General features: G+C 66.9%; 21 protein-coding genes and 1 pseudogene. 14 read left to right on the top strand and 8 right to left on the bottom strand.

Annotated features, from left to right (window positions below; genetic code table 11):
• Positions 1-6: 6 nt before the first annotated feature.
• The 3 genes from KZX42_RS01495 to KZX42_RS01485 are packed head-to-tail and all read left to right on the top strand — an operon-like array spanning position 7 to position 4885.
• A complete protein-coding gene (locus tag KZX42_RS01495; protein WP_248116401.1) occupies positions 7-1353 on the top strand; it encodes an O-antigen ligase in 1347 nt (448 codons plus the stop codon).
• Complete coding sequence (locus tag KZX42_RS01490) at positions 1328-3424, top strand: DNA topoisomerase IV subunit B (protein WP_248116400.1); 2097 nt, start codon at positions 1328-1330, stop codon at positions 3422-3424. The genes KZX42_RS01495 and KZX42_RS01490 overlap by 26 nt, the downstream gene beginning before the upstream one ends.
• A gap of 54 nt (positions 3425-3478) precedes the next feature.
• Positions 3479-4885, top strand: coding sequence for an FAD-binding oxidoreductase (locus tag KZX42_RS01485; protein ID WP_248117253.1), 1407 nt, complete (start codon positions 3479-3481; stop codon positions 4883-4885).
• Between the two features lie 70 nt (positions 4886-4955).
• On the opposite strand, the pseudogene KZX42_RS01480 reads toward KZX42_RS01485, so the two are convergent.
• Positions 4956-5286 (bottom strand): annotated as a pseudogene (locus tag KZX42_RS01480) (transposase); the annotation flags it as partial.
• 104 nt (positions 5287-5390) lie between these two features.
• Here KZX42_RS01480 and yaaA point away from each other — a divergent pair.
• The 3 genes from yaaA to KZX42_RS01465 are packed head-to-tail and all read left to right on the top strand — an operon-like array spanning position 5391 to position 8159.
• Positions 5391-6161, top strand: a complete 771-nt coding sequence (yaaA, locus tag KZX42_RS01475; RefSeq protein ID WP_248116398.1) for a peroxide stress protein YaaA — start codon at positions 5391-5393, stop codon at positions 6159-6161.
• 54 nt (positions 6162-6215) lie between these two features.
• The gene (locus KZX42_RS01470; RefSeq protein WP_248116396.1) at positions 6216-7058 is read left to right on the top strand and encodes a 3-hydroxybutyrate dehydrogenase; all 843 of its coding nucleotides are present in this window, start codon (positions 6216-6218) and stop codon (positions 7056-7058) included.
• 33 nt (positions 7059-7091) lie between these two features.
• Positions 7092-8159 (top strand): patatin-like phospholipase family protein, encoded by a 1068-nt coding sequence (locus KZX42_RS01465; RefSeq protein ID WP_248116394.1) that lies wholly within the window; start codon positions 7092-7094, stop codon positions 8157-8159.
• Here KZX42_RS01465 and KZX42_RS01460 read toward each other — a convergent pair.
• Complete coding sequence (locus KZX42_RS01460) at positions 8156-9073, bottom strand: L-threonylcarbamoyladenylate synthase (RefSeq protein ID WP_248116392.1); 918 nt, start codon at positions 9071-9073, stop codon at positions 8156-8158. The genes KZX42_RS01465 and KZX42_RS01460 overlap by 4 nt on opposite strands.
• Complete coding sequence (locus KZX42_RS01455; protein WP_248116390.1) at positions 9070-9621, bottom strand: cytochrome b; 552 nt, start codon at positions 9619-9621, stop codon at positions 9070-9072. The genes KZX42_RS01460 and KZX42_RS01455 overlap by 4 nt, the downstream gene beginning before the upstream one ends.
• A gap of 119 nt (positions 9622-9740) precedes the next feature.
• Here KZX42_RS01455 and KZX42_RS01450 point away from each other — a divergent pair, with 119 nt between their 5' ends.
• The 3 genes from KZX42_RS01450 (at position 9741) to KZX42_RS01440 (ending at position 14384) form a co-directional block, all read left to right on the top strand.
• On the top strand, positions 9741-11525 hold the full coding sequence (locus KZX42_RS01450; RefSeq protein WP_248116388.1) for an acyl-CoA dehydrogenase: 1785 nt from the start codon (positions 9741-9743) through the stop codon (positions 11523-11525).
• Between the two features lie 79 nt (positions 11526-11604).
• Positions 11605-13824 carry a S9 family peptidase gene (locus KZX42_RS01445; protein WP_248116386.1) on the top strand — a complete coding sequence of 740 codons (2220 nt, stop codon included), beginning with the start codon at positions 11605-11607 and terminating at the stop codon, positions 13822-13824.
• On the top strand, positions 13821-14384 hold the full coding sequence (locus tag KZX42_RS01440) for a GNAT family N-acetyltransferase (RefSeq protein ID WP_248116384.1): 564 nt from the start codon (positions 13821-13823) through the stop codon (positions 14382-14384). Before KZX42_RS01445 ends, KZX42_RS01440 begins: the two co-directional genes overlap by 4 nt.
• On the opposite strand, the gene KZX42_RS01435 is transcribed toward KZX42_RS01440, so the two are convergent.
• The 4 genes from KZX42_RS01435 to tpiA form a co-directional block, all read right to left on the bottom strand.
• Complete coding sequence (locus KZX42_RS01435) at positions 14381-14539, bottom strand: hypothetical protein (protein ID WP_248116382.1); 159 nt, start codon at positions 14537-14539, stop codon at positions 14381-14383. The two genes, KZX42_RS01440 and KZX42_RS01435, sit on opposite strands and share 4 nt — an antisense overlap.
• Positions 14540-14643: 104 nt before the next feature.
• Positions 14644-16296, bottom strand: coding sequence for a CTP synthase (locus KZX42_RS01430; protein ID WP_248116380.1), 1653 nt, complete (start codon positions 16294-16296; stop codon positions 14644-14646).
• A gap of 125 nt (positions 16297-16421) precedes the next feature.
• Positions 16422-16868: a preprotein translocase subunit SecG gene (gene secG, locus KZX42_RS01425; RefSeq protein WP_248116378.1), complete on the bottom strand. Its 447-nt coding sequence runs from the start codon at positions 16866-16868 to the stop codon at positions 16422-16424.
• Between the two features lie 68 nt (positions 16869-16936).
• Positions 16937-17689 (bottom strand): triose-phosphate isomerase, encoded by a 753-nt coding sequence (gene tpiA, locus KZX42_RS01420; protein ID WP_248116376.1) that lies wholly within the window; start codon positions 17687-17689, stop codon positions 16937-16939.
• 139 nt (positions 17690-17828) lie between these two features.
• Between tpiA and KZX42_RS01415 the strand changes: the two genes are divergently transcribed.
• The gene (locus KZX42_RS01415; RefSeq protein ID WP_248116374.1) at positions 17829-19736 is read left to right on the top strand and encodes a SurA N-terminal domain-containing protein; all 1908 of its coding nucleotides are present in this window, start codon (positions 17829-17831) and stop codon (positions 19734-19736) included.
• Positions 19733-21250: an anthranilate synthase component I gene (gene trpE / locus KZX42_RS01410; RefSeq protein WP_248116372.1), complete on the top strand. Its 1518-nt coding sequence runs from the start codon at positions 19733-19735 to the stop codon at positions 21248-21250. Before KZX42_RS01415 ends, trpE begins: the two co-directional genes overlap by 4 nt.
• Here trpE and KZX42_RS01405 read toward each other — a convergent pair.
• The gene (locus KZX42_RS01405) at positions 21247-21450 is read right to left on the bottom strand and encodes a peptidoglycan-binding protein (protein WP_248116370.1); all 204 of its coding nucleotides are present in this window, start codon (positions 21448-21450) and stop codon (positions 21247-21249) included. The two genes, trpE and KZX42_RS01405, sit on opposite strands and share 4 nt — an antisense overlap.
• Before the next feature lie 88 nt (positions 21451-21538).
• Here KZX42_RS01405 and KZX42_RS01400 point away from each other — a divergent pair, with 88 nt between their 5' ends.
• Genes KZX42_RS01400 through trpC form a run of 3 tightly spaced genes read left to right on the top strand, consistent with a single transcriptional unit; the run spans position 21539 to position 23974 of the window.
• On the top strand, positions 21539-22129 hold the full coding sequence (locus KZX42_RS01400; RefSeq protein ID WP_248116368.1) for an aminodeoxychorismate/anthranilate synthase component II: 591 nt from the start codon (positions 21539-21541) through the stop codon (positions 22127-22129).
• Positions 22130-22145: 16 nt separating this feature from the next.
• Entirely contained in the window at positions 22146-23183 is a 1038-nt protein-coding gene (gene trpD / locus KZX42_RS01395) for an anthranilate phosphoribosyltransferase (protein ID WP_248116366.1), read from the top strand.
• On the top strand, positions 23180-23974 hold the full coding sequence (trpC, locus tag KZX42_RS01390) for an indole-3-glycerol phosphate synthase TrpC (RefSeq protein WP_248116364.1): 795 nt from the start codon (positions 23180-23182) through the stop codon (positions 23972-23974). Before trpD ends, trpC begins: the two co-directional genes overlap by 4 nt.
• The last annotated feature ends 129 nt before the right edge of the window (positions 23975-24103 follow it).

Here is a 24103-nt window from a genome sequence, read left to right as displayed (position 1 = left end):
CCGTTCGTGCGCGCATCGCCAGCCCAGGTCCCGAATGATTCGCCGCCGCTGTGGGAGCAGCTGGCCGCAGGCTTCGTCGTCTTCATGCTTACGGGCGCCTTGATCGCGCCTGTGATCGCGCCGGACCAGGCCGAGACGCCGGTGCTGCGACTGATCTGGCTGCCGGTTTACGCCGTCACGGCCGGCCTTCTGGTCTTCCGCTTCGACAAGGCGATCCGCGCCTGGCCTGCCTGGTTGATGGTCGGCGCCTTGGTCGCCCTGGCCTACGTCTCTCAATACTGGTCGATCGATCCAGAGGTCACGGATCGCCGCGTCATCGCCATGGCGATCAACAGCGCCTTCGCCGTCTATCTGGGGGCCGTGTTTCGCGGCGCCGCCCTGCCGCGCGTCCTGATGCACACCTGTCTGGTGATGGCGGTGGGCAGTCTGATCATGGTGTTCGCCTATCCAAAGGTGGGCGTGCACCAGTTCGACAACGCCGGTCTCTGGCGCGGCCTGTGGTACGAGAAGAACCAGATGGGCCTGGTCATGGTCGTCGGCTCCGTTTCGGCGGCGGCCTGTCTGGCGGCCGACCAGATCGCCGCCAACGGACGCAAGCCCTGGGCCGCGTTGCTGACGCTGGCCCTGACGACCCTGCTGGTCTTGGCGACCCAGTCCAAGACGTCCCTGCTGTGCCTGATGATCGGCGTCGGCATGGTGGGCGGTTGGTGGGTCTTGAAGCAGGGGGGCGCGGCCGTGACTATCGTCTCCTTGTGGGCCGCTGTGGTCGGGATTGTCGGCGGCGGCTGGGCGTGGCACGTCGCCTCGGCCTCCATCCTCCAGGCCCTGGGAAAGGACCCTTCCCTGACCGGACGAACCCTGATCTGGGAGGCCCTTATGCGCAAGGTGGCCGAACGCCCCTGGACCGGATACGGCTTCAGCGCCTTCTGGGGCGTGGACTCGGTCCCGGCGCGCGAAATCCGCATCCAGACCCAGTGGCCCGTACCCAGCGCCCACAATGGCTGGATCGACCTTCTGGTCCAGTTGGGCTGGCCCGGCGCGATAGCAGTCGGGGCCCTGATCGTCATCGCCGTCGTCATGATCCTGGCCCGCACCAACGGCCTGGGCGCGCGCGAAGGCTATTGGAGCGTCGGCTATCTGTCGGTCTTTATCGCGCTCAGCCTGTCGGAAAGCGTGCTGCTGAACCACGCCAGCCTGCCTTGGTCGCTGATGCTGGCCATTCTGACGCGCGCCGTAACCTTCGATCCGCCGCCCGTGCGCGCGCCGCTTGCTCGACCGGCTTTGCGGGCCTACCAGAACCGGCCCCGAATCGCCTCAGACTATGTGAATGGCCGCCGACCTCTTCGCTTTTGACGACGAACCCGAAGCTCGCAAACCCGAGCCGCCTCAAAAGGCGTCGCAGCCCGCTGCGGCGATGCAGCCTCAGACTGCGCCCGCGGTGGTCCCCACGCCTGCGCCGCCCGCTGTTCAAGCCACGGCGACTACGGCGGCCGCCACCGGCTATTCCGCTTCGTCGATCGAAGTGCTGGAGGGGCTGGAACCCGTCCGCAAACGCCCCGGCATGTATATCGGCGGCACCGACGAACGCGCTCTGCACCATCTGTTCGCCGAAGTCCTCGATAATGCGATGGACGAGGCCGTGGCCCGCCACGCCAAACTGATCACCGTAGACCTGGACGCCGAGGGCTATCTGTCGGTGCGCGACGACGGGCGCGGCATTCCGGTCGATCCCCACCCGAAACATCCCGGCAAGTCGGCGCTGGAGGTGGTGATGACAGTCCTCCACTCGGGCGGCAAGTTTTCGGGCAAGGCCTATGAAACCTCTGGCGGTCTGCACGGCGTCGGCGTTTCTGTCGTGAACGCCCTGTCGGAACATCTGGACGTCACCGTCTGGCGCGACGGGTTTGAGTGGAAGCAGTCCTTCTCGCGCGGCCACGTCCTTGGTCCCATCCTGCAGGTCCAGCCGTCGAAGAAGAAGGGCACCCTGATCCGGTTCAAGCCGGACGACGAAATCTTCGGCATGGGCGCGGCCTTCAAGCCCGCCCGCCTGTTCCGCATGGCGCGGTCCAAGGCCTATCTGTTCCGCGGCGTCGAGATCAAATGGACCTGCGCGCCGGACCGGATCACCGACGCCACCCCGGCCCAGGCCCTGCTTCACTTCCCCGGTGGTCTGGCCGACGCCCTGACCGACCGCATCGGCCAGCTTGAGACCGTCACCCCCACTTTCGCCGGCCGCGCCGAACGTCAGGGCGAGGCCGGCGCCTTTGAATGGGCCGTCACCTGGTCGCCCATCGGTTTCGGTGAGTCTGACGGCTTCATCCAGTCCTACTGCAACACCGTCTCGACGCCGGATGGCGGCACGCACGAGGCGGGCTTCCGCGCCGCCCTGGTCAAGGGCCTAAAGGCCTATGGCGAGCTGACCAACGAGAAGCGCGCAGGCATCATCACCGCCGAAGACGTCATCGCCAACGCCGGCGCCCTGATCAGCGTCTTCATCAGAAATCCCGAGTTCCAGGGTCAGACCAAGGACCGCCTGTCCTCGCCCGAAGGCGCGCGTCTGGTGGAGCAGCTTCTGCGCGACCCGCTGGACCACTGGCTGACCGAAAGCCCCAAACAGGCCAACGCCCTACTGGGTTTCGTCGTGGACCGCGCCGAGGACCGCCTGCGCCGTCGCAAGGACAAGGAGGTCCAGCGCGCCGCCGCCACCCGCAAGCTGCGCCTGCCGGGCAAGCTGTCGGACTGCAGCCGTCAGGCCGCCGAAGGCACCGAACTGTTCATCGTCGAAGGCGATTCGGCCGGCGGCTCGGCCAAACAGGCGCGCGACCGCACGACCCAGGCCATCCTGCCGCTGCGCGGCAAAATCCTGAACGTCGCCTCGGCCACCGCCGACAAGCTGCGCCAGAACGTCGAACTGTCCGATCTGGCCCTGGCCCTGGGCGTCCAGCCCGGCAATCGCTTCAACATCGATGACCTGCGCTATGAGCGGATCGTCATCATGACCGACGCCGACGTGGACGGCGCCCACATCGCCGCCCTGCTGATCACCTTCTTCTATCGCGTCATGCCCGAGACAATCCGTCAAGGCCGCGTCTTCATGGCCCTGCCGCCGCTCTATCGGATATCCGCCGGCCCCCTGAGCGAATACGCCCGCGATGACGCCCACCGCGATGAACTGCTGGCCACCGTCTTCAAGGGCAAGAAGACCGAGATCGGCCGCTTCAAAGGCCTAGGGGAAATGATGGCGTCCCAGCTGAAGGAAACCACCATGGACCCGAAGAAGCGGACCCTGGCGCGCATCACCGTTCCCGACGCGGAATCCAGCGTCGAGGATCTGGTCGAACGGCTTATGGGCAAGCGCGCCGACGCCCGCTTCCAGTTCATTCAGGAAAACGCGCAGTTCGTGAAGGAAGAACTGGACGTCTGACGCCATCGCGGCCCTTCCAACGCACGGCGACGCCTGACACAAGGAGGCATGAGCATGACCGCCCCCTCATCCGCCGTCCTCGACGACCTGAAGGCCGCCCTGGGTTCCGGCGGCTGGACCCAGGACCCCGACGTCGTCGCGCCCTTCCTGACCGAATGGCGCAATCGCTGGACCGGGAACACGCCGATCCTGCTGACCCCGCGTTCGACGGAGGAGGTCGCCCGCGCCGTGGCCATCTGCGCGCGCGAGGGCGTCGCCATCACCCCCCAGGGCGGCGGCACCGGCCTGGTCGGCGGCCAGATTCCCTTCGGCGAAGTCCTGCTGTCGCTGAAGAAGTTGCGCGCCATCCGCGACGTCACCCCGCTGGACGACGCCATGACGGTCGAGGCCGGTCTGACCCTGTTGGAGGCGCAACAGGCGGCGACGGCGGCGGGCCGCTATTTTCCGCTCAGCCTGGCGGCCGAGGGATCGGCAACCATCGGCGGCGTGATCTCGACCAATGCGGGCGGCACCCAGGTTCTGCGCTACGGCATGATGCGCGATCTGGTGCTGGGGGTCGAAGCCGTCATGCCAAATGGCGAGGTCTTCAACGGCCTGAAGCGGCTGCGCAAGGACAACACCGGCTATGATCTCAAACATCTTTTTATCGGCGCGGAGGGCACATTGGGCGTGGTCACAGCCGCCACACTGAAGCTGTTTCCCATCATGCGGTCGCGCGCGGTGGCCATTGTCGGTCTGGAGACCGCAGCCGCCTCGGTAGAACTTCTGGCCCGCGCCAAGGCCGAGACCGGCGGCGGCGTGGAGGCTTTCGAACTGATGAAGCGCCTTGGCATGGAGCTGGTGCTCAAGACCATCCCCGACACCCGGGAACCGCTGGAGTCGACCCCCGAATGGTACGTCCTGATCGAGATCGCTTCAGGCACGCCCGGCGGCGCCGAGGCCCAGCTTGAACGGCTGCTTGAGGCCGCCTTCGAACAAGGCCTGATCAACGACGCCGCCCTAGCCCAGAACGACGCCCAGCGCGCCGCCTTCTGGCGTCTGCGCGAAGAACATTCTGCGGCGCTCAAGCCTGAGGGCGGCGGCTGGAAACACGATGTCTCGGTCCCCATCAGCCGCATCGCCGACTTCATCGACGAAGCCTCCGCCGCCGTCGAACGCTTCCATCCGGGCGCGCGAATCTCAGTCTTCGGCCATGTCGGCGACGGCAATCTGCACTACGACATCCTGCCGGGCGTCGGTCAGGATATCCCCGCCTTCATCGGGCGCTGGAAGGAAGGCTCCCAGGTCGTCCACGACGTCGTCGCGCGCTACGACGGCTCGATCTCGGCCGAACACGGGCTCGGCCGGCTCAAGACCGATGAAGTCAAACGCTACAAGACGCCGCTCGAAATCGAAACAATGGCTGCCATCCGCCTCGCGATTGATCCCAGGCGGATAATGAACCCCGCTGTCCTGTTCTGATCGGCGATCATCCCTGTCATTCAATTCCAATTAAATGCCGCAAGGCTAAGCTTAGGCTCAGGACTCATAGCTAGAAGGTGGCCGCGAGGGCTATGGCGGACAGGAAGACGTTCGGGCAGCGATCATAGCGCGTGGCGACCCGTCGCCAGTCTTTCAGCCTGCCGACCCGAAGGGCGGCGCGTAGCAGCCAACATGATCTCAATGCGGTTGCGCCGTTTGTAGCGGCGCTTGTCGTAGCGGATCGGTTCGGTGCGGGTTTTGCGGCCTGGGATGCACGGCGTGATCCCCTTGGCCTGCAAGGCGTCCCGGAACCAGTCGGCGTCGTAGCCCCGGTCTCCCAGAAGCCACTGGGCGCGTGGCAGGCTGTCCAGAAGAGCGGCAGCGCCGATGTAGTCGCTGACCGGTCGCATACCTTGCGGTAGTGGCGCGCCCGGCTTAGCGGCTGCGCCCGGTTCAAATCGTGTGCGAACCGGCTTATGTCAGCCGCGCTGTCACGGAGGCTGCCTTGCTGATCGTTCTTTCCCCCGCCAAGCGACTAGACTTCACCCCGGCCGACCCGGCCTTGCCCGGCTCTGACCGCCGCTTTCTGGAAGACACCGACAGTCTGGCCAAGACCGCCCGGTTGCAGACCAAGGCTGATCTGCGCCGGTTGATGGGGATTTCCGACGATCTGGCGACCCTGAACGTCGAGCGGTTCAAGGCCTTCGAGCCCGAATCGACCGGCGGCGTCCAGGCCGCGTTCGCGTTCGCCGGCGATGTTTATGAGGGGCTTCAGGCGCGTGAGCTGGACGCCAAGGCCCTGGACTTCGCCCAGGCGCACGTCCGCATCCTGTCCGGCTTCTATGGGCTGCTGCGTCCGCTTGACCGAATCCAACCCTATCGGCTGGAGATGGGTACGCGGCTGAAGACCCAGCGCGGCAACAGCCTCTACGACTTCTGGGGCGACCGCATCTCCAAACAGTTGAACGCGGACGCGGCCGATCAGGCTGATCCCACCCTGGTGAACCTGGCCAGCCAGGAATATTTCGGCGCCGTGGACGCCAAGGCGCTGAACCTGCCGGTCGTCACGCCGCAGTTCCGCGAGGAGAAAAACGGCGAGACCCGCATCGTCTCCTTCTTCGCCAAGAAGGCGCGCGGCGCCATGACCCGTTTCGCCATCGACGAGCGGGTGGAACGGGTCGAGGATCTGAAGGCTTTCGACCGCGACGGCTACCGTTTCGACAAGGCCGCATCGACCGGCAGCGACTGGATATTCATCAGGTCGCGAAATTCTTGATCAACGGCGCGTCATGCCGCTAGTCTCGACCGAAAGATCATAAAGGGCGGACCCATGTCAGAACGGCCTCACTCCTCGACCCAAGATCAGGCCTCGCTGCTTCGCCAGATCGGCGACCTGTCCGGTCAGGTCGCGGTCGTCACCGGCTCGACTTCCGGCATCGGTCTGGCACTGGCGCGGGCGGTGGTGGCGGCGGGCGGCGACGTGGTGCTGAATGGCCTGGGCGATCCGCTCGAAATCGAACGCGCCCGCGCCGATCTGGAAGGCTCGTCCGGGCGGCGCGTCCTCTATCATCCCGCCGACATGACCCAAGGCGACCAGATCGCAGATATGGTCGCCTTTGCGCAGCGCGAGCTTGGTCGGCTGGACATCCTGGTCAACAACGCCGGCATCCAGCATGTCGAATCCGTCGAGAACTTCCCTGCCGATCAGTGGGAGAAGATTATCGCCATCAACCTGTCCTCGGCCTTCTACGCCACGCGCGCCGCCATCCCGATCATGAAGGCGCAGGGGCGCGGTCGGATCGTCAACATGGCCTCGGCCCACGGCCTGGTCGCCAGTCCGTTCAAGTCGGCCTATGTGGCGGCCAAGCATGGGATCGTCGGCTTCACCAAGACCGTGGCGCTGGAACTGGCGCGCGACAACATCACCTGCAACGCCATCTGCCCCGGTTTCGTCGAGACCCCCATCGTGTCGAAACAGATCGCCGACCAGGCCCGCACACGCAACATGAGCGAGGAGCAGGTGCTGACCGACGTGATCCTGGCCGCCCAACCGACCAAACGGTTCGTGACGACCGAGGAACTGACCGGGATGTTCCTCTATCTGGTCAGCGACCTGGGCGCCTCGGCCAACGGCGCCAGCTTCTCCATCGACGGCGGCTGGACCGCGCAATAGGGTCTGACAGGCAGGGGCGGACGCGGGGGCGATATGGCGATCTTCAGACGCAAGCCCCCCCAACCGGCGGACGCGACCGCTCAACCATCGGGCAAACGGCCGATCTGTCTGGCGCTTCAGGGGGGCGGCGCGCACGGCGCCTTCCAGTGGGGCGTGCTGGACCGGCTGCTGGAAGACGACCGCCTCGACATTCGCGCCATCTCGGGCGTTTCGGCCGGCGCCATGAACGCCGCCGCTTTGGTCTCGGGTCTGGCGGCAGGCGACGCCCGCGCCGCCCTGGACAGGCTGTGGCGCGAGGTGAACCAGTCGGGCGGCCGCAACGTCTTTGGCGACAGCGCTATCTGGAACGCCGCCCAGCCGCCGGACTGGATGAAGGACAATCCCTTCTGGCGCGCCGGCGAGACGCTGGCCCTGTCGATGAGCCCCTATGAATTCAACCCCCTGAACCACAATCCCCTGAAACGGGTTCTGAAAGCCGCCGTCGATTTCGGCGCCGTTCAGGCGACCGACATAAAGCTGTTCGTCGCCGCGACGGCGGTGCGTCAGGCCAGGGCGCGGATATTCACCGCCAGCGAGATCAACGCCGATGTCCTGATGGCGTCGGCCTGCCTGCCCCACCTGTTTCAGGCGGTCGAGATCGAGGGCGAGCCCTATTGGGACGGCGGCTATCTGACCAATCCGCCACTGTGGCCCCTGACGGGCGAGGATACGCCGGACGATGTGCTTCTAGTCACATTGAACCCCATGACGCGCGAGGAAACGCCGCGCAGCGCCGCCGACATCATGGATCGGCTGAACGAGATTGTCTTCAACGCCCCCCTGGTCGCGGAACTTCGCGCCATCGCCATCGCGGGCGAGATGATCGGTCAGGGTCAGATCGACGTGGGCGGCCAAGGGCCATACCGCCACGTTCGAATGCACGCCATCGAGGCGGATCGCTGGCTGTCGGACCTGTCGCTGCGCACCAAGTTCAACACCGAATGGAGCTTCCTGAACGATTTGAAGACGCGCGGCCGCGCCGCCGCCGACGAATGGCTGGACAGTTGTCTGGGCGCCGTTGGGCGCCATGCTAGCGTCGATATGCAGGCCCGATTCGGCTAACCGACGAAGCCGGCGGCCCGTCTCAGACGATCGTTGATGGCCTCTCCCAGGCCCTTTGGCGGGATCGGCGAGACGGCGATGCCGACCGGGCGTGTGCGATCCGCCTCGCGCAGCAACCTAAACAGATTGGCGGCCGCCTGCGCCAGATCGCCGGCGGGGCTCAGACTCCAGCGCGCCTCGCCCACGCCGGGGCCGAACCCCAGCAGGATTTCGCCTGGCCTTGCGACGTCCGCTGCAATCCGCACCGGGGCGTCCGGCGCATAGTGCAGCGCCAGCCGTCCGGGAGAACGGCGCCCCTCCCCGCTGTCGGCCAGCGGCCCGACCACGGTCTCGATCTGGGCCCGGGTCACCGCGCCGGGCCGCAACAAGGCGACACGGCCGTCCAGCACCGACACGACCGTGCTTTCCAGCCCGACCTGACACGGCCCGCCATCGACGGCGGCGGCGACGGCGAAGCCGGTTTCCTCCAACGCATCGTCGAAGGTCGTCGGGCTGGGCCGTCCCGAACGGTTGGCGGAGGGCGCCACGACAGGCCCGCCGAACGCCGCCAAAACCGCCCGAGCCATCGGGTGGGCCGGAACCCGGATCGCCACGCTGTCCAGACCGGCGCGTGCTAGGTCACAGACCCGCGCGGCGGAACGAACGGGCGCGACGATCGTCAACGGTCCGGGCCAGAAGGCGTCGGCCAGAGCCTGGGCCGTGGCGCCGAACACCGCGATCTCGGCCGCCGCCGCCGCTTCGGCGACATGCGAGATCAGTGGATTGAACCGTGGCCGCCCCTTGGCTTCGAAGATGGCCGCGACCGCCTTCGGGTCGCCGGCGTCGGCGCCCAGGCCATAGACGGTCTCGGTCGGCAGCAGGATCAGGGCCCCGGCCTTCAGGGCGTCGGCGGCCTCTTGCGGAGTCGCCCTCATGGTCTGCGCGGAATCAGCGGGATCATCCGGTGCAGCACATTGTCCCGGTCAATGAACTGATGCTTCAGCGCCGCCAGGACGTGCAGGGCGATCAGGACATACAGCCCCTTCACCGCCAGACCATGGATGGCCATCAGCCCCCGCGCCGCCTCTCGCCCCCCGCCGATGGGCAGCAAGGGCCATTCGAACAGGCCGAACCATTGGATGGCGCGGCCGCCGGCCGAAGACGCCAGCCAGCCGGTCATTGGAATGACGATCAGCGCCAGATAGAACAGCACATGGGTCGCCCGCGCCGCCACCCTCTGCCAGCGCGGCAGGTCGGACGGCAGGGCGATGGCGGGATGGGCCAGACGCCAGCCGATGCGCGCCAGCGTCAGCGCCAGGATCGTCAGACCCAGCGACTTGTGCAGCATGACGAACTGGCCCGACAGCGGGCCCTCGGTATTCTCGTGCGCCGTGATCAGCAGCACTTGGATCAGGACCGCCGCCGCGATCCCCCAGTGCAGGACCAGGGACACGATCGAATATCGATTTCGCGGTTCGCCCATGGCTTCCCTTCCGTGACGGCACTACGTCACCTTGCGCAGAGACGAGGCGCGTCGCCAAGACGCTTGCGACACCCCGCCTCGACGCGGCACTTAGGCCGCAAAGACGATTGAGGAAACCCATGACCTACCGCGCGCCCGTTCGAGACTTGGCCTTCACCCTGGAAGCCGTCGCCGGCATGGCCGACGTCGCCGCGACCGGCGCCTTTCCCGACTACGACGCCGATGTCGCCGCGGCCGTGATCGAGGCCGCCGGCCAGTTTTCCGAAGAGGTGCTGGCGCCCCTGAACCGCATCGGCGACCAGCAGGGCTCGACCTACGCCAACGGCGCCGTCACCGCCGCGCCGGGTTTCGCCGACGCCTATCGCCAGTTCGCCGCCGGCGGCTGGACCGGCCTGTCCGCCCCGGCCGAGGCCGGAGGCCAAGCATTGCCCAAGGCGCTGGAGCTGGCCGCCTATGAGACCGTGCACGCCGCCAATATGGCGTTCGGCCTGTGTCCCATGCTGTCGCTGGCCGCCATTGAGGCGCTGGAGCAGGTCGGCACCCCGGAGCAGAAGTCGAAATATCTGACCAAACTAGTCAGCGGCGAATGGACCGGGGCCATGGTCCTAACCGAGCCGGGCGCCGGGTCGGACCTGGGCGCCCTGACCGCCACCGCCACGCCGAACGGCGACGGCACCTATGCGCTGAACGGCCAGAAGATCTTCATCACCTGGGGTGACCACGACGCCACCGACAACATCGTCCATCTGGTCTTGGCCAGACTGCCCGACGCGCCCAAGGGGCCGAAGGGGATCAGCCTGTTCCTGACGCCCAAGTTCGCGGTCAAGGACGACGGAAGCCTGGGCGACCGCAACGCCTTCCGCCCGGTCGGGGTCGAGCACAAGCTGGGCATCCACGCCTCGCCCACCTGCGTCATGAGCTATGAGGGCGCGACCGCCGAGTTGGTCGGACAGCCCAACCAAGGCTTGGCCCACATGTTCGTGATGATGAACGCCGCCCGCCTGGCTGTCGGAGTCGAGGGCGTCGGCGTCGCCGAACGCGCCTATCAGCACGCCCTGGCCTATGCGCTGGAGCGTCGTCAGGGCCGTTCTGTCTGGACGGGCGAGGCCAATGCGCCGATCTTCGATCACCCGGATGTGCGCCGGATGCTGGGTGTCATGAAGGCCAAGATTTCTGCCGCCCGCGCCATCTGCCTGTCCACCGGCGTCGCCGCCGATCTGGCCCGACACGCCGCGACAGAGGAGGAGCGCCGCCGCTGGAAGGGTCGCGAAGACCTGTTCACCCCCATCGCCAAGGCCTGGTCCACCGACGTCGGGTGCGACGTGGCCTCGATGGGCGTGCAGGTCCACGGCGGCATGGGCTTTATCGAGGAGACTGGCGCGGCCCAATACTATCGCGACGCCCGTATCGCCCCGATCTACGAAGGCACCAACGGCATCCAGGCCATGGACCTGGTCGGGCGCAAGCTGTCGATGGACGGCGGGGAATCGGCCAAGGCCCTGATTGCGGACATGAAGGCGACGCTCGCCGACCTCGGGGCGCTCTATCCCGGCAAGCCCGTCGAACGGTTCGCCACGGCCATCGAGGCGGTCGAGGACGCAACCCTCTGGCTGTTGGACCAGAAGGCTGACGCGAATGCGGCGGCCGACGTTCTGGCCGCCGCCGACGCCTATCTGAAACTGCTGGGCGACGTCGTCGGCGGCTGGATGCTGGCCAAAGGCGCGTTGGCGGCCAAGGCCCGGCTCGACGCCAAGGACGGCGATCCGGCCTGGCTGCAGGGCAAGCTGGACCTCTACGAAATCTACGCCGCCAATGTGCTGGGCCACGTCTCCAGCCGCCTGGCGGCCGTGGGCCAGGGCGGCGCCCTGCTGCAACGCCTGTCGGTCGAGGCGCTGGCGGGCTGAACCGCGTGGCGCCTCATTGACCTTCGTCGTCGGAGGCCCGCAAGGTGCGGCCTTGACCTTCAAATGCAGGGAGCGACCGATGAACCGTCGGCAAGTGATCATGTCCACGGCAGCCACGGCCCTGGCCGCCTCGGCCGCCCCTGCCCTCGCCCGCCAACCTGCCGGAGCCTCGATGCCCCAACCGCCCGTCGCCAAGAAGATACCTGTCGTCATCGAACAGTTGGGCCGCACCCGAACCGATGACTATCAATGGATGAAGGACGACAACTGGCAGGCGGTTCTGCGCGACCCGACCCTGATCAAGGCCGAGGTCAAGGAGCATCTGACGGCCGAGAACGCCTATCGCGAGGCCATGATGGCCTCCACCCTGCCGCTGCAGCAGACGATGTTCGCCGAGATGCGCGGTCGCATCAAGGAAGACGACAGTTCGGTGCCCGCGCCCGATGGCGGCTGGAACTACTACGTCGAATACAAGACCGGCGATCAGCACCCCCGCTACATGCGAGTAGAACGCCAAGGCACATGGATGGTGGACGGCCAGCCGGTGACGAAGAATTTCGTCATGGCTCCGACCCCGCAACTGCTGCTGGACGCCAATGTCCTGGCCAAAGGCAAGGCCTATTCGGAAGTGTCGGCCGCCTCCCACAGCCCCGACCACGCCCTGTTCGCCTATGCCGAGGACGCCCAAGGGTCCGAGGTCCACAAGATTTACGTCAAGGACATCGCCACGGGCGAGGTTCTGCCTGATGTGATCGACAGCGCCACCGGCGACTTCGTCTTCTCGCCCGACAGCCAGTGGATCTTCTGGACCAACCGCGACGACAACGGCCGCCCGGACAAGATCTTCCGTCGCCCTGCGCGCGGCGGCGAAACCACACTGGTCTATGAAGAGGCCGACGACGGCATGTTCATCGGCGTGGGCCGCACCGCCGACGATCAGTTCATCCTGATCGGCATCCAGAACCAGGAAACGTCGGAAGCCCGTTATATCCCCGCCGCGACACCGACCGCCGAGCCGGTGGTGCTGGAGCCGCGCGTCGTCGCCGTTCGCTATGACGCGGATCACTGGGGCGACCGCTGGGTGATCCGCACCAACGCCGACGACGCTATCGATTTCAAGATCGTCCAGGCCCCGAGCGCGACGCCGTCGAAGGCGAACTGGACCGATCTGGTCGCCCACACGCCCGGCCGCTTCATCGAAGGTCTCGACCTGACCTCCGCCCATCTGGCCCGCCAGGAACGCGCCGACGCCAACACCCGGATCATCATCCGCGACCGGGCCGGCGCTGAGCATGAGATCGCGGTGGACGAGCCGGCCTTCGCCCTGTCGCTGGCCGGCGCGTCGGAGTTCGAGACGACGACCACCCGCTACGCCTACAACTCGCCGTCCACCCCGACCCAGACCTTCGACTACGACATGGCGACGCGGGAACGGACGCTGCGCAAGACCCAGCAGATTCCGTCCGGTCACAACATCGAAGACTATGTGGTGGAGCGTCTGAACGCCCCGGCGTCCGATGGACAGCTTGTGCCGGTGACGGTGCTGCGTCGAAAATCGACGCCGGTCGACGGCTCGGCGCCCCTGCTGCTCTATGGCTATGGCTCCTATGGCATTCCCATGCCCGCAAGCTTCTCGACCAACCGGCTGTCGCTGGTGGATCGCGGCTGGATCTACGCCATCGCCCACATTCGGGGCGGCTCCGACAAGGGCTGGGGCTGGTTCCTGGACGCCCGGAAGATGACGAAGAAGAACACCTTCACCGACTTCATCGCCGCCGCCGAACATCTGATCGACCGCAAATACGCGACGACCGGGCACATCGTCGCTCAGGGCGGATCGGCGGGCGGCCTGCTGATGGGCGCCGTCACCAATATGCGGCCCGACCTGTGGGCCGGCGTGATCGGTCAGGTGCCATTCGTGGACGTGATCAACACCATGAGCGACACCTCCCTGCCGCTGACGCCGCCCGAATGGCCCGAATGGGGCAACCCCATCGAGGATGCGGCCGCCTACGACTATATGCTCAGCTACAGCCCCTACGATCAGGTCGCGCCTAAAGCCTATCCGGCCGTGCTGGCCACCGGCGGCCTGTCCGACCCGCGCGTCACCTATTGGGAGCCGGAGAAGTGGGTCGCCAAGCTGCGGCCCGCCACGACCTCGGGCAAGCCTGTGCTGCTGAAGATCAACATGGAGGCCGGCCACGGCGGGGCGGCCGGGCGATTCGACTATTTGAAGGAAGTCGCCCACGACTACGCCTTCGCCGTCTGGGCCGTCGACAAGGGGTGGGAGACGGCGTGAGCGCACCAACGGTTCGCGACGCCCGTCCCGACGACATCGCGGCGATCACCGCCATCTATGCGGAGAGCGTCGCCAACGGGCGAGGCACGTTCGAGCTGGAACCGCCGGACGAGGCCGAGATGGCGTCACGTCTGGCGGTGGTCCAAACCCTGGGCCTGCCCCGTCTGGTCGGCGAAATCGGCGGCCGGGTCGCCGGATACGCCTACGCTGCGCCGTTCCGCACACGCCAAGCCTATCGCTATATGGTCGAGGATTCGATCTACGTCGCGCCTTGGGCGCGCGGACAGGGCGTCGCCGGCGCCCTGCTCGATGCCCTGATCCAGCGCTGCGAAGCGTTGAGCCTTCGTCAGATGGTGGCGGTCATCGGCGATTCGGAAAACGTCGGCTCCATCGCCCTGCATCGGACACGCGGCTTCCTCGACGCTGGCGTCTTCAAGGCGGCCGGCTGGAAGCACGACGACTGGCGAGACGTGGTCTTCATGCAGCGTGCCCTGGGCCAGGGCGGCGATTCATCGCCCGACGCGCCAGGCCTGCCGTTGGTAGACAAGAAGCGCGGTTAAGCCTGCGACGACGCCACGGGCCGGTTCGACTGATCGTCTATGTGCCGCACGGCCTCATAGCCGAGCAGGGCCACACCGATAAGGAACATCAGCCCACCGGCGATCAACACCAATCGGACATGCCGATGCAGGTGGTAAAGCATCTCGCCGATCATCGACGGTCCCACGCGATCTCGGATCGTGCCAAATCGATCCGTTCCGTTCACTTTAACGCAAAAGTCGCGCCTGACGGAATCGCAGGTCCGTGAACGACGTTACATCAAACCAGACGGCTTTGGACTACGGCCGCGCCAATGAAGCTCGCGAACAGCGGGTGGGGCGCGAACGGGCGACTCTTCAGTTCGGGATGATACTGGACGCCGATGAACCACGGATGGTCGGGACGTTCGACCGTCTCGGGCAACACGCCGTCCGGCGACAGACCGGCGAAGACCAGCCCCGCCTTGGCCTCGATCGCTTCGCGATAGTTGATGTTGACCTCGTAGCGATGGCGGTGCCGTTCACTGATGGCGGTCGCGCCGTAAATCTCCGCAATCTTGGATCCCGACGTCAGCGTCGAATCATAGGCGCCCAGACGCATGGTGCCGCCCAGGTCCCCGCCCTGCTGTCGCAGGACGCGCTGGTTGCCCTGCGTCCATTCGGTCATCAGGCCGACGACTGGCTCGTCCGTAGGGCCGAACTCGGTCGAGGACGCCTTGGGGTAGCCTGCCAGGTTCCGCGCCGCCTCGATCACCGCCATCTGCATGCCGAAGCAGATGCCGAAATAGGGGATGTTGCGTTCGCGGGCGAAACGCGCCGCCTCGATCTTGCCTTCCGATCCACGCTCGCCGAACCCGCCGGGCACCAGGACCGCGTGCGCGCCCTGCAGCCGCTCCTCGCACGCTTCAGGATCGCCTTCGAAGGTGTCGGCCTCCACCCAATCGATGTTGACCTTGACGTTGTTGGCCACGCCGCCGTGATGCAGCGCCTCGATCAGGGACTTATAGGCGTCCTTCAGGACCGTATATTTGCCGACCACGGCGATGGTGACTTCGCCATCGGGGTGAAGGCGACGGCGAGAAATTTCCTGCCAGCGGGTCAGGTCCGGCTCCGGCGCGTCCGTGATGCCGAAATGGGCCAGAACTTCGCGGTCCAGACCTTCGCGGTGATAGTCCAGCGGCACGGCGTAGATGTCGGCCGAATCCATCGCCTGGATGACGCCGCTTTCACGCACGTTGCAGAACTGGCCGATCTTGCGCTTTTCCTCGGCCGGGATCGGCTGTTCGCAGCGGCACAGCAGGATGTCGGGCTGGATGCCGATGGATCGCAGTTCCTTGACCGAGTGCTGCGTCGGCTTGGTCTTCATCTCCCCGGCTGTCTTGATGAAGGGCAGAAGAGTCAGGTGGACGAAGCACGACTGGCCGCGCGGGAGGTCCTGACCCAGTTGGCGGATGGCTTCAAAGAAGGGCAGTCCCTCGATGTCGCCGACCGTGCCGCCGATTTCGACCAGCACAAAGTCCACATCCTCGCCCACATCTGTCAGGGCCGGCGTCAGGCAGAAGGATTTGATCTGATCCGTGACGTGCGGGATGACCTGCACCGTGGCGCCCAGATAGTCGCCGCGACGCTCCTTCTCCAGGATGGTCGAATAAATCCGGCCCGTGGTGATGTTGTCGGACCTGGCCGCCGACACGCCGGTGAACCGCTCATAGTGGCCCAGGTCCAGGTCGGTCTCGGCGCCGTCATCGGTCACGAAGACCTCCCCGTGCTGATAGGGGCTCATGGTGCCCGGATCAACGTTCAGATAGGGGTCCAGCTTGCGCAGGCGGACCTTGTAGCCGCGCGCCTGCAGAAGAGCGCCGAGAGCGGCGGAGGCGAGGCCTTTTCCTAGCGAGGAAACCACGCCGCCGGTGATGAACACATAGCGAGCCATGGGGGGACACCTTACTCCATGATTCGCAAACGGCGCATGGCCCGCGGCGAATCGAACTGTTGATCAAAAGAAGAAAGCGCGCCCTGCGGCGCGCTTTCCAAAACTCTGGTCGGGATTTCCGACCCTTACTGGGCGGGTTGCTGGGCCGGGGTCGGGGCCGTCGCGGGCCGGGCGCCCGCTGACGGCAGACTGGCTTCCAGATCGTCCAGCGACGGCGCCGCCGGCTGCGCCGGTGTGGCTGGCTGTTGCTGCGCGGGCTGCTGCGGCGCCTGGCTCTGAGGCGTGGTGGCCAGCGATCCGACGGCGTCGGCGTCGATGCCCGAAACCGAGGCGCGATCCATGTTGCCGACCACGGTCAGCACGATGGTCAAAACGAACAGCAGGGCCGCCAAGATCCAGGTGATCTGCGTCAGCAGATTGCCCGCGCCCCGCGCCGTCATGAAGCCCGAAGGTCCGCCGCCCATGCCCAGGGCGCCGCCCTCGGACCGTTGGAGCAGCACCACCCCCGTCAGGGCGACGGCGACGATGATAATGGCGACGAGCAGAATGGTCTGGAGCATGGTGTCAATCATGTGGGCGCGGATCTGCGCCGATCAAGCGGCGGCCTCTATCATCGAAGCGCGCCGGGGGCAAACCATCCTCAGACGGCCGCCTGGATGATCGGAATGAAATCCGCCGCCGTCAGCGATGCACCGCCGACCAGGGCTCCGCCGACCTCAGGCGCGGCCAGGATGTCGCGGGCGTTATCCGGCTTGACCGAACCGCCATACAGGATCGGCGCGGCGCGCGCGCCCTCCCCCAACCGCCTGACGATGGCGGCGCGGACGGCCGCATGGACCTCTGCGATCTGATCCAAAGTGGGCGTCAGGCCCGTGCCGATGGCCCACACCGGCTCATAGGCCACGGCGAAAGGCCGTTCCGACAGGCTGTCGGACAACGAACCCTCGACCTGCGCGGACACCACGGCGATGGCTTCACCCGCCTCACGCTGCGCCAGGGTCTCGCCGACGCAGACGATTGGTTCAAGGCCTGCAGTCAATGCCGCTTCGACCTTGGCCGAAACCTCGGCGTCCGTCTCGCCAAAGCTCGCCCGGCGTTCGGAGTGCCCCAGGATCACCAGCGTCGCCCCTGCGTCCGCCAGCATCTCGGCCGAAACCGATCCGGTGAAGGCGCCTGACGGCTTGGCGTGGCAGTCCTGCCCTCCGACGGCCGTCGCCCCGTCCTTCAACACGGTCGCCATACGCTCGACCAGCGTCGCGGGCGGACACAGGGCGACCCGACAGGCGCCATCGAGGGTTTTTGCGGCGTCTCGGATCGCCCGCGCTTCATCCAAGGCCCCGGCCAGGCCGTTCATCTTCCAATTGCCGACGATCATCTTCACGGATTGTTTCATGGCCGCCTCTCTAGGGGGCGTAAACCGCGAAGCCAAGAGGCGCGCCGCAATCTCGACATCATGCCATCCTTGCGGGGGCGTGCCCGGCGCGACTATACGCGACAGCTGACGCCAATATCGGCCTGTCCCGGGTTTTCGAATGCTCACCGCCTTCCGCGCCTTCTCTCGATCCAAATGGGCGGCCGCCCTGCTTGTCCTGATCGCGATCAGTTTCGTCATCGTCGGCGCGCGCATGGACGTGTTCTCGAACCTGGGGCCGAAGCATGTGATCGACGCCGGCGAGCGTTCGATGAACGAGGCCGAGTTCAAGACCGCATTCGACCAAGTGCGCGAGCGGCTGCAGCAGCAGGTGGGCCGCCCGTTGACCAATCAGGATCTGGTCGCCGAGAACATCCACACCCGTTTCCTCGCCGAGCAGACCGAACAGCTGGGCTTCCTGAACTGGGCCTGGAAAGCGGGCATCCGCCCTGGCCAGGAACTGGTCGTCAAACAGATCCGCAAGATTCCGGCCTTCTTCAATTCTGTCACCGGCCAGTTCGACCAGCAGGCCTATCAGGCCGCCCTGGCCCAGCAGAACCTGACGCCGGCCATGCTGGAGCAGGACCTGCGTGACCAATACGCCACCGAACATTTCGGCGCCGCCGTCTTCGCCGGCGCCCGCGTGCCGCGCATCTACGGCGCCCTGCTGGCCGGTTCGGCGCTTGAAACGCGCGATGGTCGCTGGTTCGAAGTGACCTCGGCCATGGCGGGCCAGGTTCCCGCCCCGACCGACGCCCAGTTGAACGCCTTCATCCAGGAAAACGCCGAGCGTCTGCGCGCGCCCGAGTTCCGCATGGTTTCGGTCGTGCTGTTCACGCCCGACAACGCCGGCAATGCGCCGATCTCGGAAGATCGTATTCGTGAGCGCTTCGAGTTTAAGAAGGACACATTGGGCAAGCCCGAGACCCGCACCTTCGTCACCTTGACGGCCCCGAACCGCGAGACGGCCCAGAAGATCGCCGCCGCCCTGCGCGCCGGTCAGTCGCCCGCCGACGTGGGCCGCGCCAACAACATCGCCCCCGCCAGCTTCGAGGCCACCCCGCGCGCCGCCATCGGCGACGCCGCCACGGCCGGCGCCGTCTTCGGCCTGCAAGCCAATCAGGTGTCCGATCCCGTCCAGGCCGGCGTCGGTTTCGCCGTCGCCAAGGTCACGGCCATTCAGCCCGCCGCCCCGGCGTCGCTGGAAAGCGCCCGCCAGGAGCTGATCCAGGAACTACGCGCCGAGGATGTGAAGACCCAGACCTACGCCAAGGTCGAGAAGTACGAAGCCGCCCGCACGGCCGGTAAGTCCCTGGCCGACGCCGCGCGTGAAGCCGGCGGCCGCATGGTCGACCTGCCGCCGTTCACAAAGGACGGCAAGCTGCCGAACGGTCAGGCGCTGAACGCCCCGCCGCAAATCTTCGAGACGGCCTGGAGCCTGACCAAGGGCGGCGAAAGCGACGTGGTTCACGCCGGCCAGGGCCAGTATTTCGCCATCCGCGTCAACGACATCCGCCCCTCGGCCTTGCCGACCCTGGCCGAAGTCCGCGCGCCCCTGGCCGAACAGTGGATCCAGCGCGAAACGATGCGCCGTCTGTCGACCAAGGCTGAGGATTTGACCGGCCGCGTCCGCAATGGCGAGGACATCGCCGCCGTCGCCCGCTCGGTGAACGCGCCCCTCACGGTCCGAACCGGCGTGGTCCGCAATCAGGAAACCCAGCAGTCGCTGGGACAGGGCGTGTTGCAGGGTCTGTTTGGCCAGTCCAAGGGCCAGGCCTTCTCGCAGCCGGCGTCGCAGACCGCCTATGTCGTCGGTCGCGTGGACAACATCCATGCCGCCAATCCCGCCGCCGCCGGCCCGCTGGCCGAACAGGTCCGTCCGCGTCTGACCCAGGAACTGGTCCAGGCCATGGTTCAGTCGTCCTTCACCGCCGGCGCCCAGCGTTCCAAGGCCAAGAACGATCCAGCCCAGGCGCTTTCTGCGCTGGGCCTGTCGGCCGACGCCAAGCCCGCCGCCCCGGCGCAATGAGCACGGCGACGCCTGCCGACGCCGATTTCGACGCCTTCGCCGCCGGTCTTCGGGCCGGTCGGCCGCAGGTGATCGTGCGCCGGATCATCGACGATCTGGAAACGCCGGTTTCGGCCTATCTGAAACTGGGCCTGGACCGCCCCTACGCCTGCCTGCTGGAATCGGTGGAAGGCGGTGCGGTCAACGGTCGCTATTCGATCCTGACGCTGGACCCCGACGTGGTCTGGCGTTGCCGGGCGAACGCGGCCGAGATGGCCCGTGGGCAGGCCATCGGCCAAGGTGCCTTCACACCCGAGAGCCTGCCGGCGCTTCAGTCGCTGCGCGGCCTGATCGCGGCCTCGCGGTTCGATCTGCCCGACGACCTTCCGCCCATGGCGGCGGGCCTGTTCGGGGTGTTCGGCTATGACATGGTGCGGCTGCTGGAGCCGTTGGGTGCGCCCAATCCCGACCCGCTGGATTTGCCAGACGCCGTCCTGACCCGGCCGTCGCTGGTCGCCATCTTCGATTCGGTGCGTCATGAGATCGTCCTGGTCTCCGCCGCCTACCCGGACGCGGGACTAGAGCCTGAGTCCGCCCACGACGCGGCGGTGGCGCGGCTCGACGCCTTCGAAGCCGCCTTGCGTGATCCGCTGCCAGTCCGCGCCGCGCCTCAGAAAACCCAGGCGCCGGCCTTCGCCTCGCCGGTGGACGAAGCCGGCTTTGGCGAGATGGTGGCGCGCGCCAAGGACTATATCGCCGCCGGCGACATCTTTCAGGTCGTGCTCAGCCACCGATTCTCCGCGCCCTGGTCGGCCGATCCCTTCGCCTTCTATCGATCGCTGCGCCGCCAGAACCCGTCGCCCTATCTGTTCTATCTGAATTTCGACGGCTTCCAGCTGGCCGGATCCAGCCCGGAAATCCTGGTTCGGCTGAAGGACGGCGAAGTGACCATTCGTCCGCTGGCCGGCACCCGGGCGCGCGGCGAGACGCCCGAGGCGGACAAGGCGCTGGAAGTCGAACTGCTCGCCGATCCGAAGGAGCGGGCCGAGCATCTGATGCTGCTGGACCTGGGCCGCAATGACGTGGGCCGCGTGGCCGCGCCGGGCACGGTGGAGGTGACGGAAAGCTTCGTCGTCGAACGCTACAGCCAGGTGATGCACATCGTCTCAAACGTGCGGGGCAAGGCCGATCCGCGTCTCGACGCCGTCGACACCCTGCTGGCGGCCCTGCCCGCCGGCACCCTGTCGGGCGCGCCCAAGGTTCGCGCGATGGAGATCATCGACGAACTGGAAAGCCAGAAGCGCGGCATCGGCTACGGCGGGGGCGTCGGCTATATCTCGGCCGGTGGCGAGGCGGACATCTGCATCACCCTGCGCACCGCCCTGTTCGCGGACGACCGCATCTTCGTTCAGGCTGGGGCCGGAGTGGTCGCCGACAGCGATCCGGCCGCCGAATACGCCGAAACCCAGCACAAGGCGCGCGCGCCGATGCGGGCGGCCGAGGAAGCCTGGCGCTTTCGCACCGGCAATCGCTAGCGGGTCAGCGTCGTCGTCGGGTCGTCGAACTGGACGCCCGGCCCGACGATGACCACTCCGGCCATCAGCAGCGCCGCCATCGCCGCCAGAGCGGCGGCGCCCAAGGCGGCGGCCGCGCTCGGCGGGCTTTCGACCACGACCAGCCTGGCCCTGGCGGCGGCGATCTTGGCGGCGATGTCTTTTTCTGCGGTCAGTTTCACAGCCGCATCCTGCGTCCATGCGAGTTAAAATGCGCTTTACCGCCGCGCTGGCTTGGCGCGGACGCCTGTCGCGCCTAGAAGCCAAGGCATGATCCTCGTCGTCGATAACTACGACAGCTTCACCTACAACCTCGTCCACTACCTCGCGGAGTTGGGCGCGCCGACGCATGTGGTGCGCAACGACGACCTGACGGTGGACCAGGCGTGGGCGCTGAACCCCGCCGCCGTCCTGCTGTCCCCCGGCCCCTGCGCGCCGGATCAGGCCGGCATCTGCCTGCCGCTGATCCAGACGGCGCCGGCCTCCATGCCGATCCTGGGCGTCTGCCTGGGTCATCAGGCCATCGGTCAGGCGTTCGGCGGCGATGTGATCCGCGCCAAGACCCTGATGCACGGCAAAACGTCGCCCATCCTGCATGAGAGCCAGAGCGTCTTCGCCGGCCTGCCCTCGCCCTTCACCGCCACCCGCTATCATTCGCTGGCCGTCCGGCGCGAAACCCTGCCCGATGACCTGGAGGTCACCGCCTGGACCGCCGACGGCGAGATCATGGGCCTGCGGCATCGCGTCCGTCCGATCCACGGCGTGCAGTTCCACCCGGAATCGATCGCCACCGAACACGGCCATGACATGCTGGCCAACTTCCTCGATATCGCCGGCGTAAAGCGCCTCGCGGCCGCCTGATCGTGGCGGACTGACCATGGCGGAAGGGTTCAAGCCGATCCTGGCCCGGCTGGTCGAGGGCCGACCGCTGACGTCGGAACAGGCGCACGACTTCTTCGCCGCCTGTCTGCGGGGCGAGCCGACCCCGTCCCAGGTCGCAGCCGCCGTCACCGCCATGCGGATGCGCGGCGAAACGGTGGATGAGATCGCCGCCTTCGCTTCGGCCATGCGCGAAGCGGCCCTGACGCTGAATCACCCTTACGAAGTCATCGACACCTGCGGCACCGGCGGGGATGGTCAGCACACCTACAACATCTCCACCGCCGCCGCCCTGGTTCTGGCTGGCGCGGGGCTGAAGGTCGCCAAGCACGGCAACCGGGCCATGTCGTCTAAATCAGGCTCTTCCGACGTGTTGTCGATCCTGGGCGTGAACCTGATGGCCGATCAGGCGCAGCAACGGAAGGCGCTGGACGAGGCGGGTATCTGCTTCCTGTTCGCGCCCGCCTATCACGGGGCCATGCGTCACGTCGGGCCCGTGCGGGGCGAGATCGGTTTTCGCACCGTATTCAATCTTCTGGGTCCGCTTTCGAACCCAGCGTCTGCACGGCGTCAGGTCATGGGCGTCTATGATCCGCGTCTGTTGGAGCCTTTGGCCGATGTCTTGGGGCGGCTGGGCGCGACGCGCGCCTGGACCGTCCACGGGCAGGGGCTGGACGAGCTGGCGACATCCGGCCCGACCGAGGTGGCCGAATGGAGGGACGGCGCCGTCCGACGGTTCCAGGTCACGCCAGAGGACGCCGGCCTGTCGCGCAGCCCCATCGACGCCATTCGCGGCGGCGACGCCGAGGAGAACGCCGCCGCCTTGCGCGCCCTGCTGGCGGGCCAGGCCGGCGCCTATCGCGACATCGTCCTGTTGAACGCCGCCGCCGCCCTGGTCGTGGCGGACAAGGCGGCCGATCTGGCCGAGGGCGCGGTGCTGGCCGCCGCCGCCATCGACGACGGCCGCGCCGCACAGGCGCTAGAGCGTCTGGCCCGCATCACCACGACTCCGCTGGACCCCGAAGCCGACGCATGACCGACGTTCTCGACCGTATCGCCGTCTACAAGCGCGAGGACGTCGCCGCCCGAAAAGCCGCCACGTCTCAGGACGCGATCGAGGCCATGGCCAAGACCGCCTCGGCGCCGCGCGGATTTCGCGCCGCCCTGGAGCGGGTCGAAGAAGAGACGGGTCGCCCCGCCCTGATCGCCGAGATCAAGAAGGCCAGCCCGTCCAAGGGTCTGATTCGCCCCAATTTCGATCCGCCCGCCTTGGCCCGCGCCTATCAGGCGGGGGGCGCCGCATGTCTTTCGGTCTTGACCGACGGCCCCAGCTTCCAGGGCGACGACGCCTATCTGGCCGCCGCGCGCGAGGCCGTCGCCCTGCCCTGCCTGCGCAAGGATTTCCTGGTCGATCCGTGGCAGGTGGCGGAAAGCCGCGCTCTGGGCGCGGACTGCATCCTGATCATCCTGGCCATGATCGACGACAGGCTTGCGGCCGAGTTGCTGGCGGAGGCCGAACGGTTCGGCATGGACGCCCTGATCGAAACGCACGACGAGAACGAGATGGCCCGCGCCTGTGCGCTGGGCGGTGATCTGGTGGGGGTCAACAATCGCTCGCTGCGGACGTTCGAGGTCGACTTGGAGGTCACCGAACGCCTGTCGATGCTCAGCCCTGTGCGCGCCCTTCTGGTCGCGGAAAGCGGAATCTTCACGCCGGATGATGTCGCGCGGGTCTCAGCCGCCCACGCCCAGGCCATACTGGTCGGCGAAAGCCTGATGCGCCAAGCCGATGTCGAGGCGGCGACGCGAGCGCTGCTGGCGGCCTGAGGCACGGCTTTCCTTGGCCCGATGCGGGCCAGCGCGGCCGTTAAGTTGACATTAGGAAGGAACACTTACAGAACATCATCAATGTTCACGGCCCGTTCCGATTCTACGGAGAGGGCGCTTGAGGGCTTG

This window comes from Brevundimonas sp. EYE_349, from assembly GCF_023147505.1.
Lineage (GTDB): Bacteria > Pseudomonadota > Alphaproteobacteria > Caulobacterales > Caulobacteraceae > Brevundimonas.
Note: the sequence above shows the minus strand (reverse complement) of the source record. Positions and strands in the feature narration are given on the sequence as shown.

Coding starts and splice junctions, on each gene's coding strand:
- KZX42_RS01430 (WP_248116380.1), bottom strand. CDS start 16,296: ATGGCTCGCTATGTGTTCATCACCGGCGGCGTGGTTTCCTCGCTAGGA.
- KZX42_RS01445 (WP_248116386.1), top strand. CDS start 11,605: ATGAACCGTCGGCAAGTGATCATGTCCACGGCAGCCACGGCCCTGGCC.
- KZX42_RS01455 (WP_248116390.1), bottom strand. CDS start 9,621: ATGGGCGAACCGCGAAATCGATATTCGATCGTGTCCCTGGTCCTGCAC.
- KZX42_RS01490 (WP_248116400.1), top strand. CDS start 1,328: ATGGCCGCCGACCTCTTCGCTTTTGACGACGAACCCGAAGCTCGCAAA.
- KZX42_RS01400 (WP_248116368.1), top strand. CDS start 21,539: ATGATCCTCGTCGTCGATAACTACGACAGCTTCACCTACAACCTCGTC.
- trpE (WP_248116372.1), top strand. CDS start 19,733: ATGAGCACGGCGACGCCTGCCGACGCCGATTTCGACGCCTTCGCCGCC.
- KZX42_RS01415 (WP_248116374.1), top strand. CDS start 17,829: ATGCTCACCGCCTTCCGCGCCTTCTCTCGATCCAAATGGGCGGCCGCC.
- secG (WP_248116378.1), bottom strand. CDS start 16,868: ATGATTGACACCATGCTCCAGACCATTCTGCTCGTCGCCATTATCATC.
- KZX42_RS01435 (WP_248116382.1), bottom strand. CDS start 14,539: ATGATCGGCGAGATGCTTTACCACCTGCATCGGCATGTCCGATTGGTG.
- tpiA (WP_248116376.1), bottom strand. CDS start 17,689: ATGAAACAATCCGTGAAGATGATCGTCGGCAATTGGAAGATGAACGGC.
- KZX42_RS01485 (WP_248117253.1), top strand. CDS start 3,479: ATGACCGCCCCCTCATCCGCCGTCCTCGACGACCTGAAGGCCGCCCTG.
- KZX42_RS01450 (WP_248116388.1), top strand. CDS start 9,741: ATGACCTACCGCGCGCCCGTTCGAGACTTGGCCTTCACCCTGGAAGCC.
- KZX42_RS01470 (WP_248116396.1), top strand. CDS start 6,216: ATGTCAGAACGGCCTCACTCCTCGACCCAAGATCAGGCCTCGCTGCTT.
- KZX42_RS01465 (WP_248116394.1), top strand. CDS start 7,092: ATGGCGATCTTCAGACGCAAGCCCCCCCAACCGGCGGACGCGACCGCT.
- trpC (WP_248116364.1), top strand. CDS start 23,180: ATGACCGACGTTCTCGACCGTATCGCCGTCTACAAGCGCGAGGACGTC.
- KZX42_RS01460 (WP_248116392.1), bottom strand. CDS start 9,073: ATGAGGGCGACTCCGCAAGAGGCCGCCGACGCCCTGAAGGCCGGGGCC.
- trpD (WP_248116366.1), top strand. CDS start 22,146: ATGGCGGAAGGGTTCAAGCCGATCCTGGCCCGGCTGGTCGAGGGCCGA.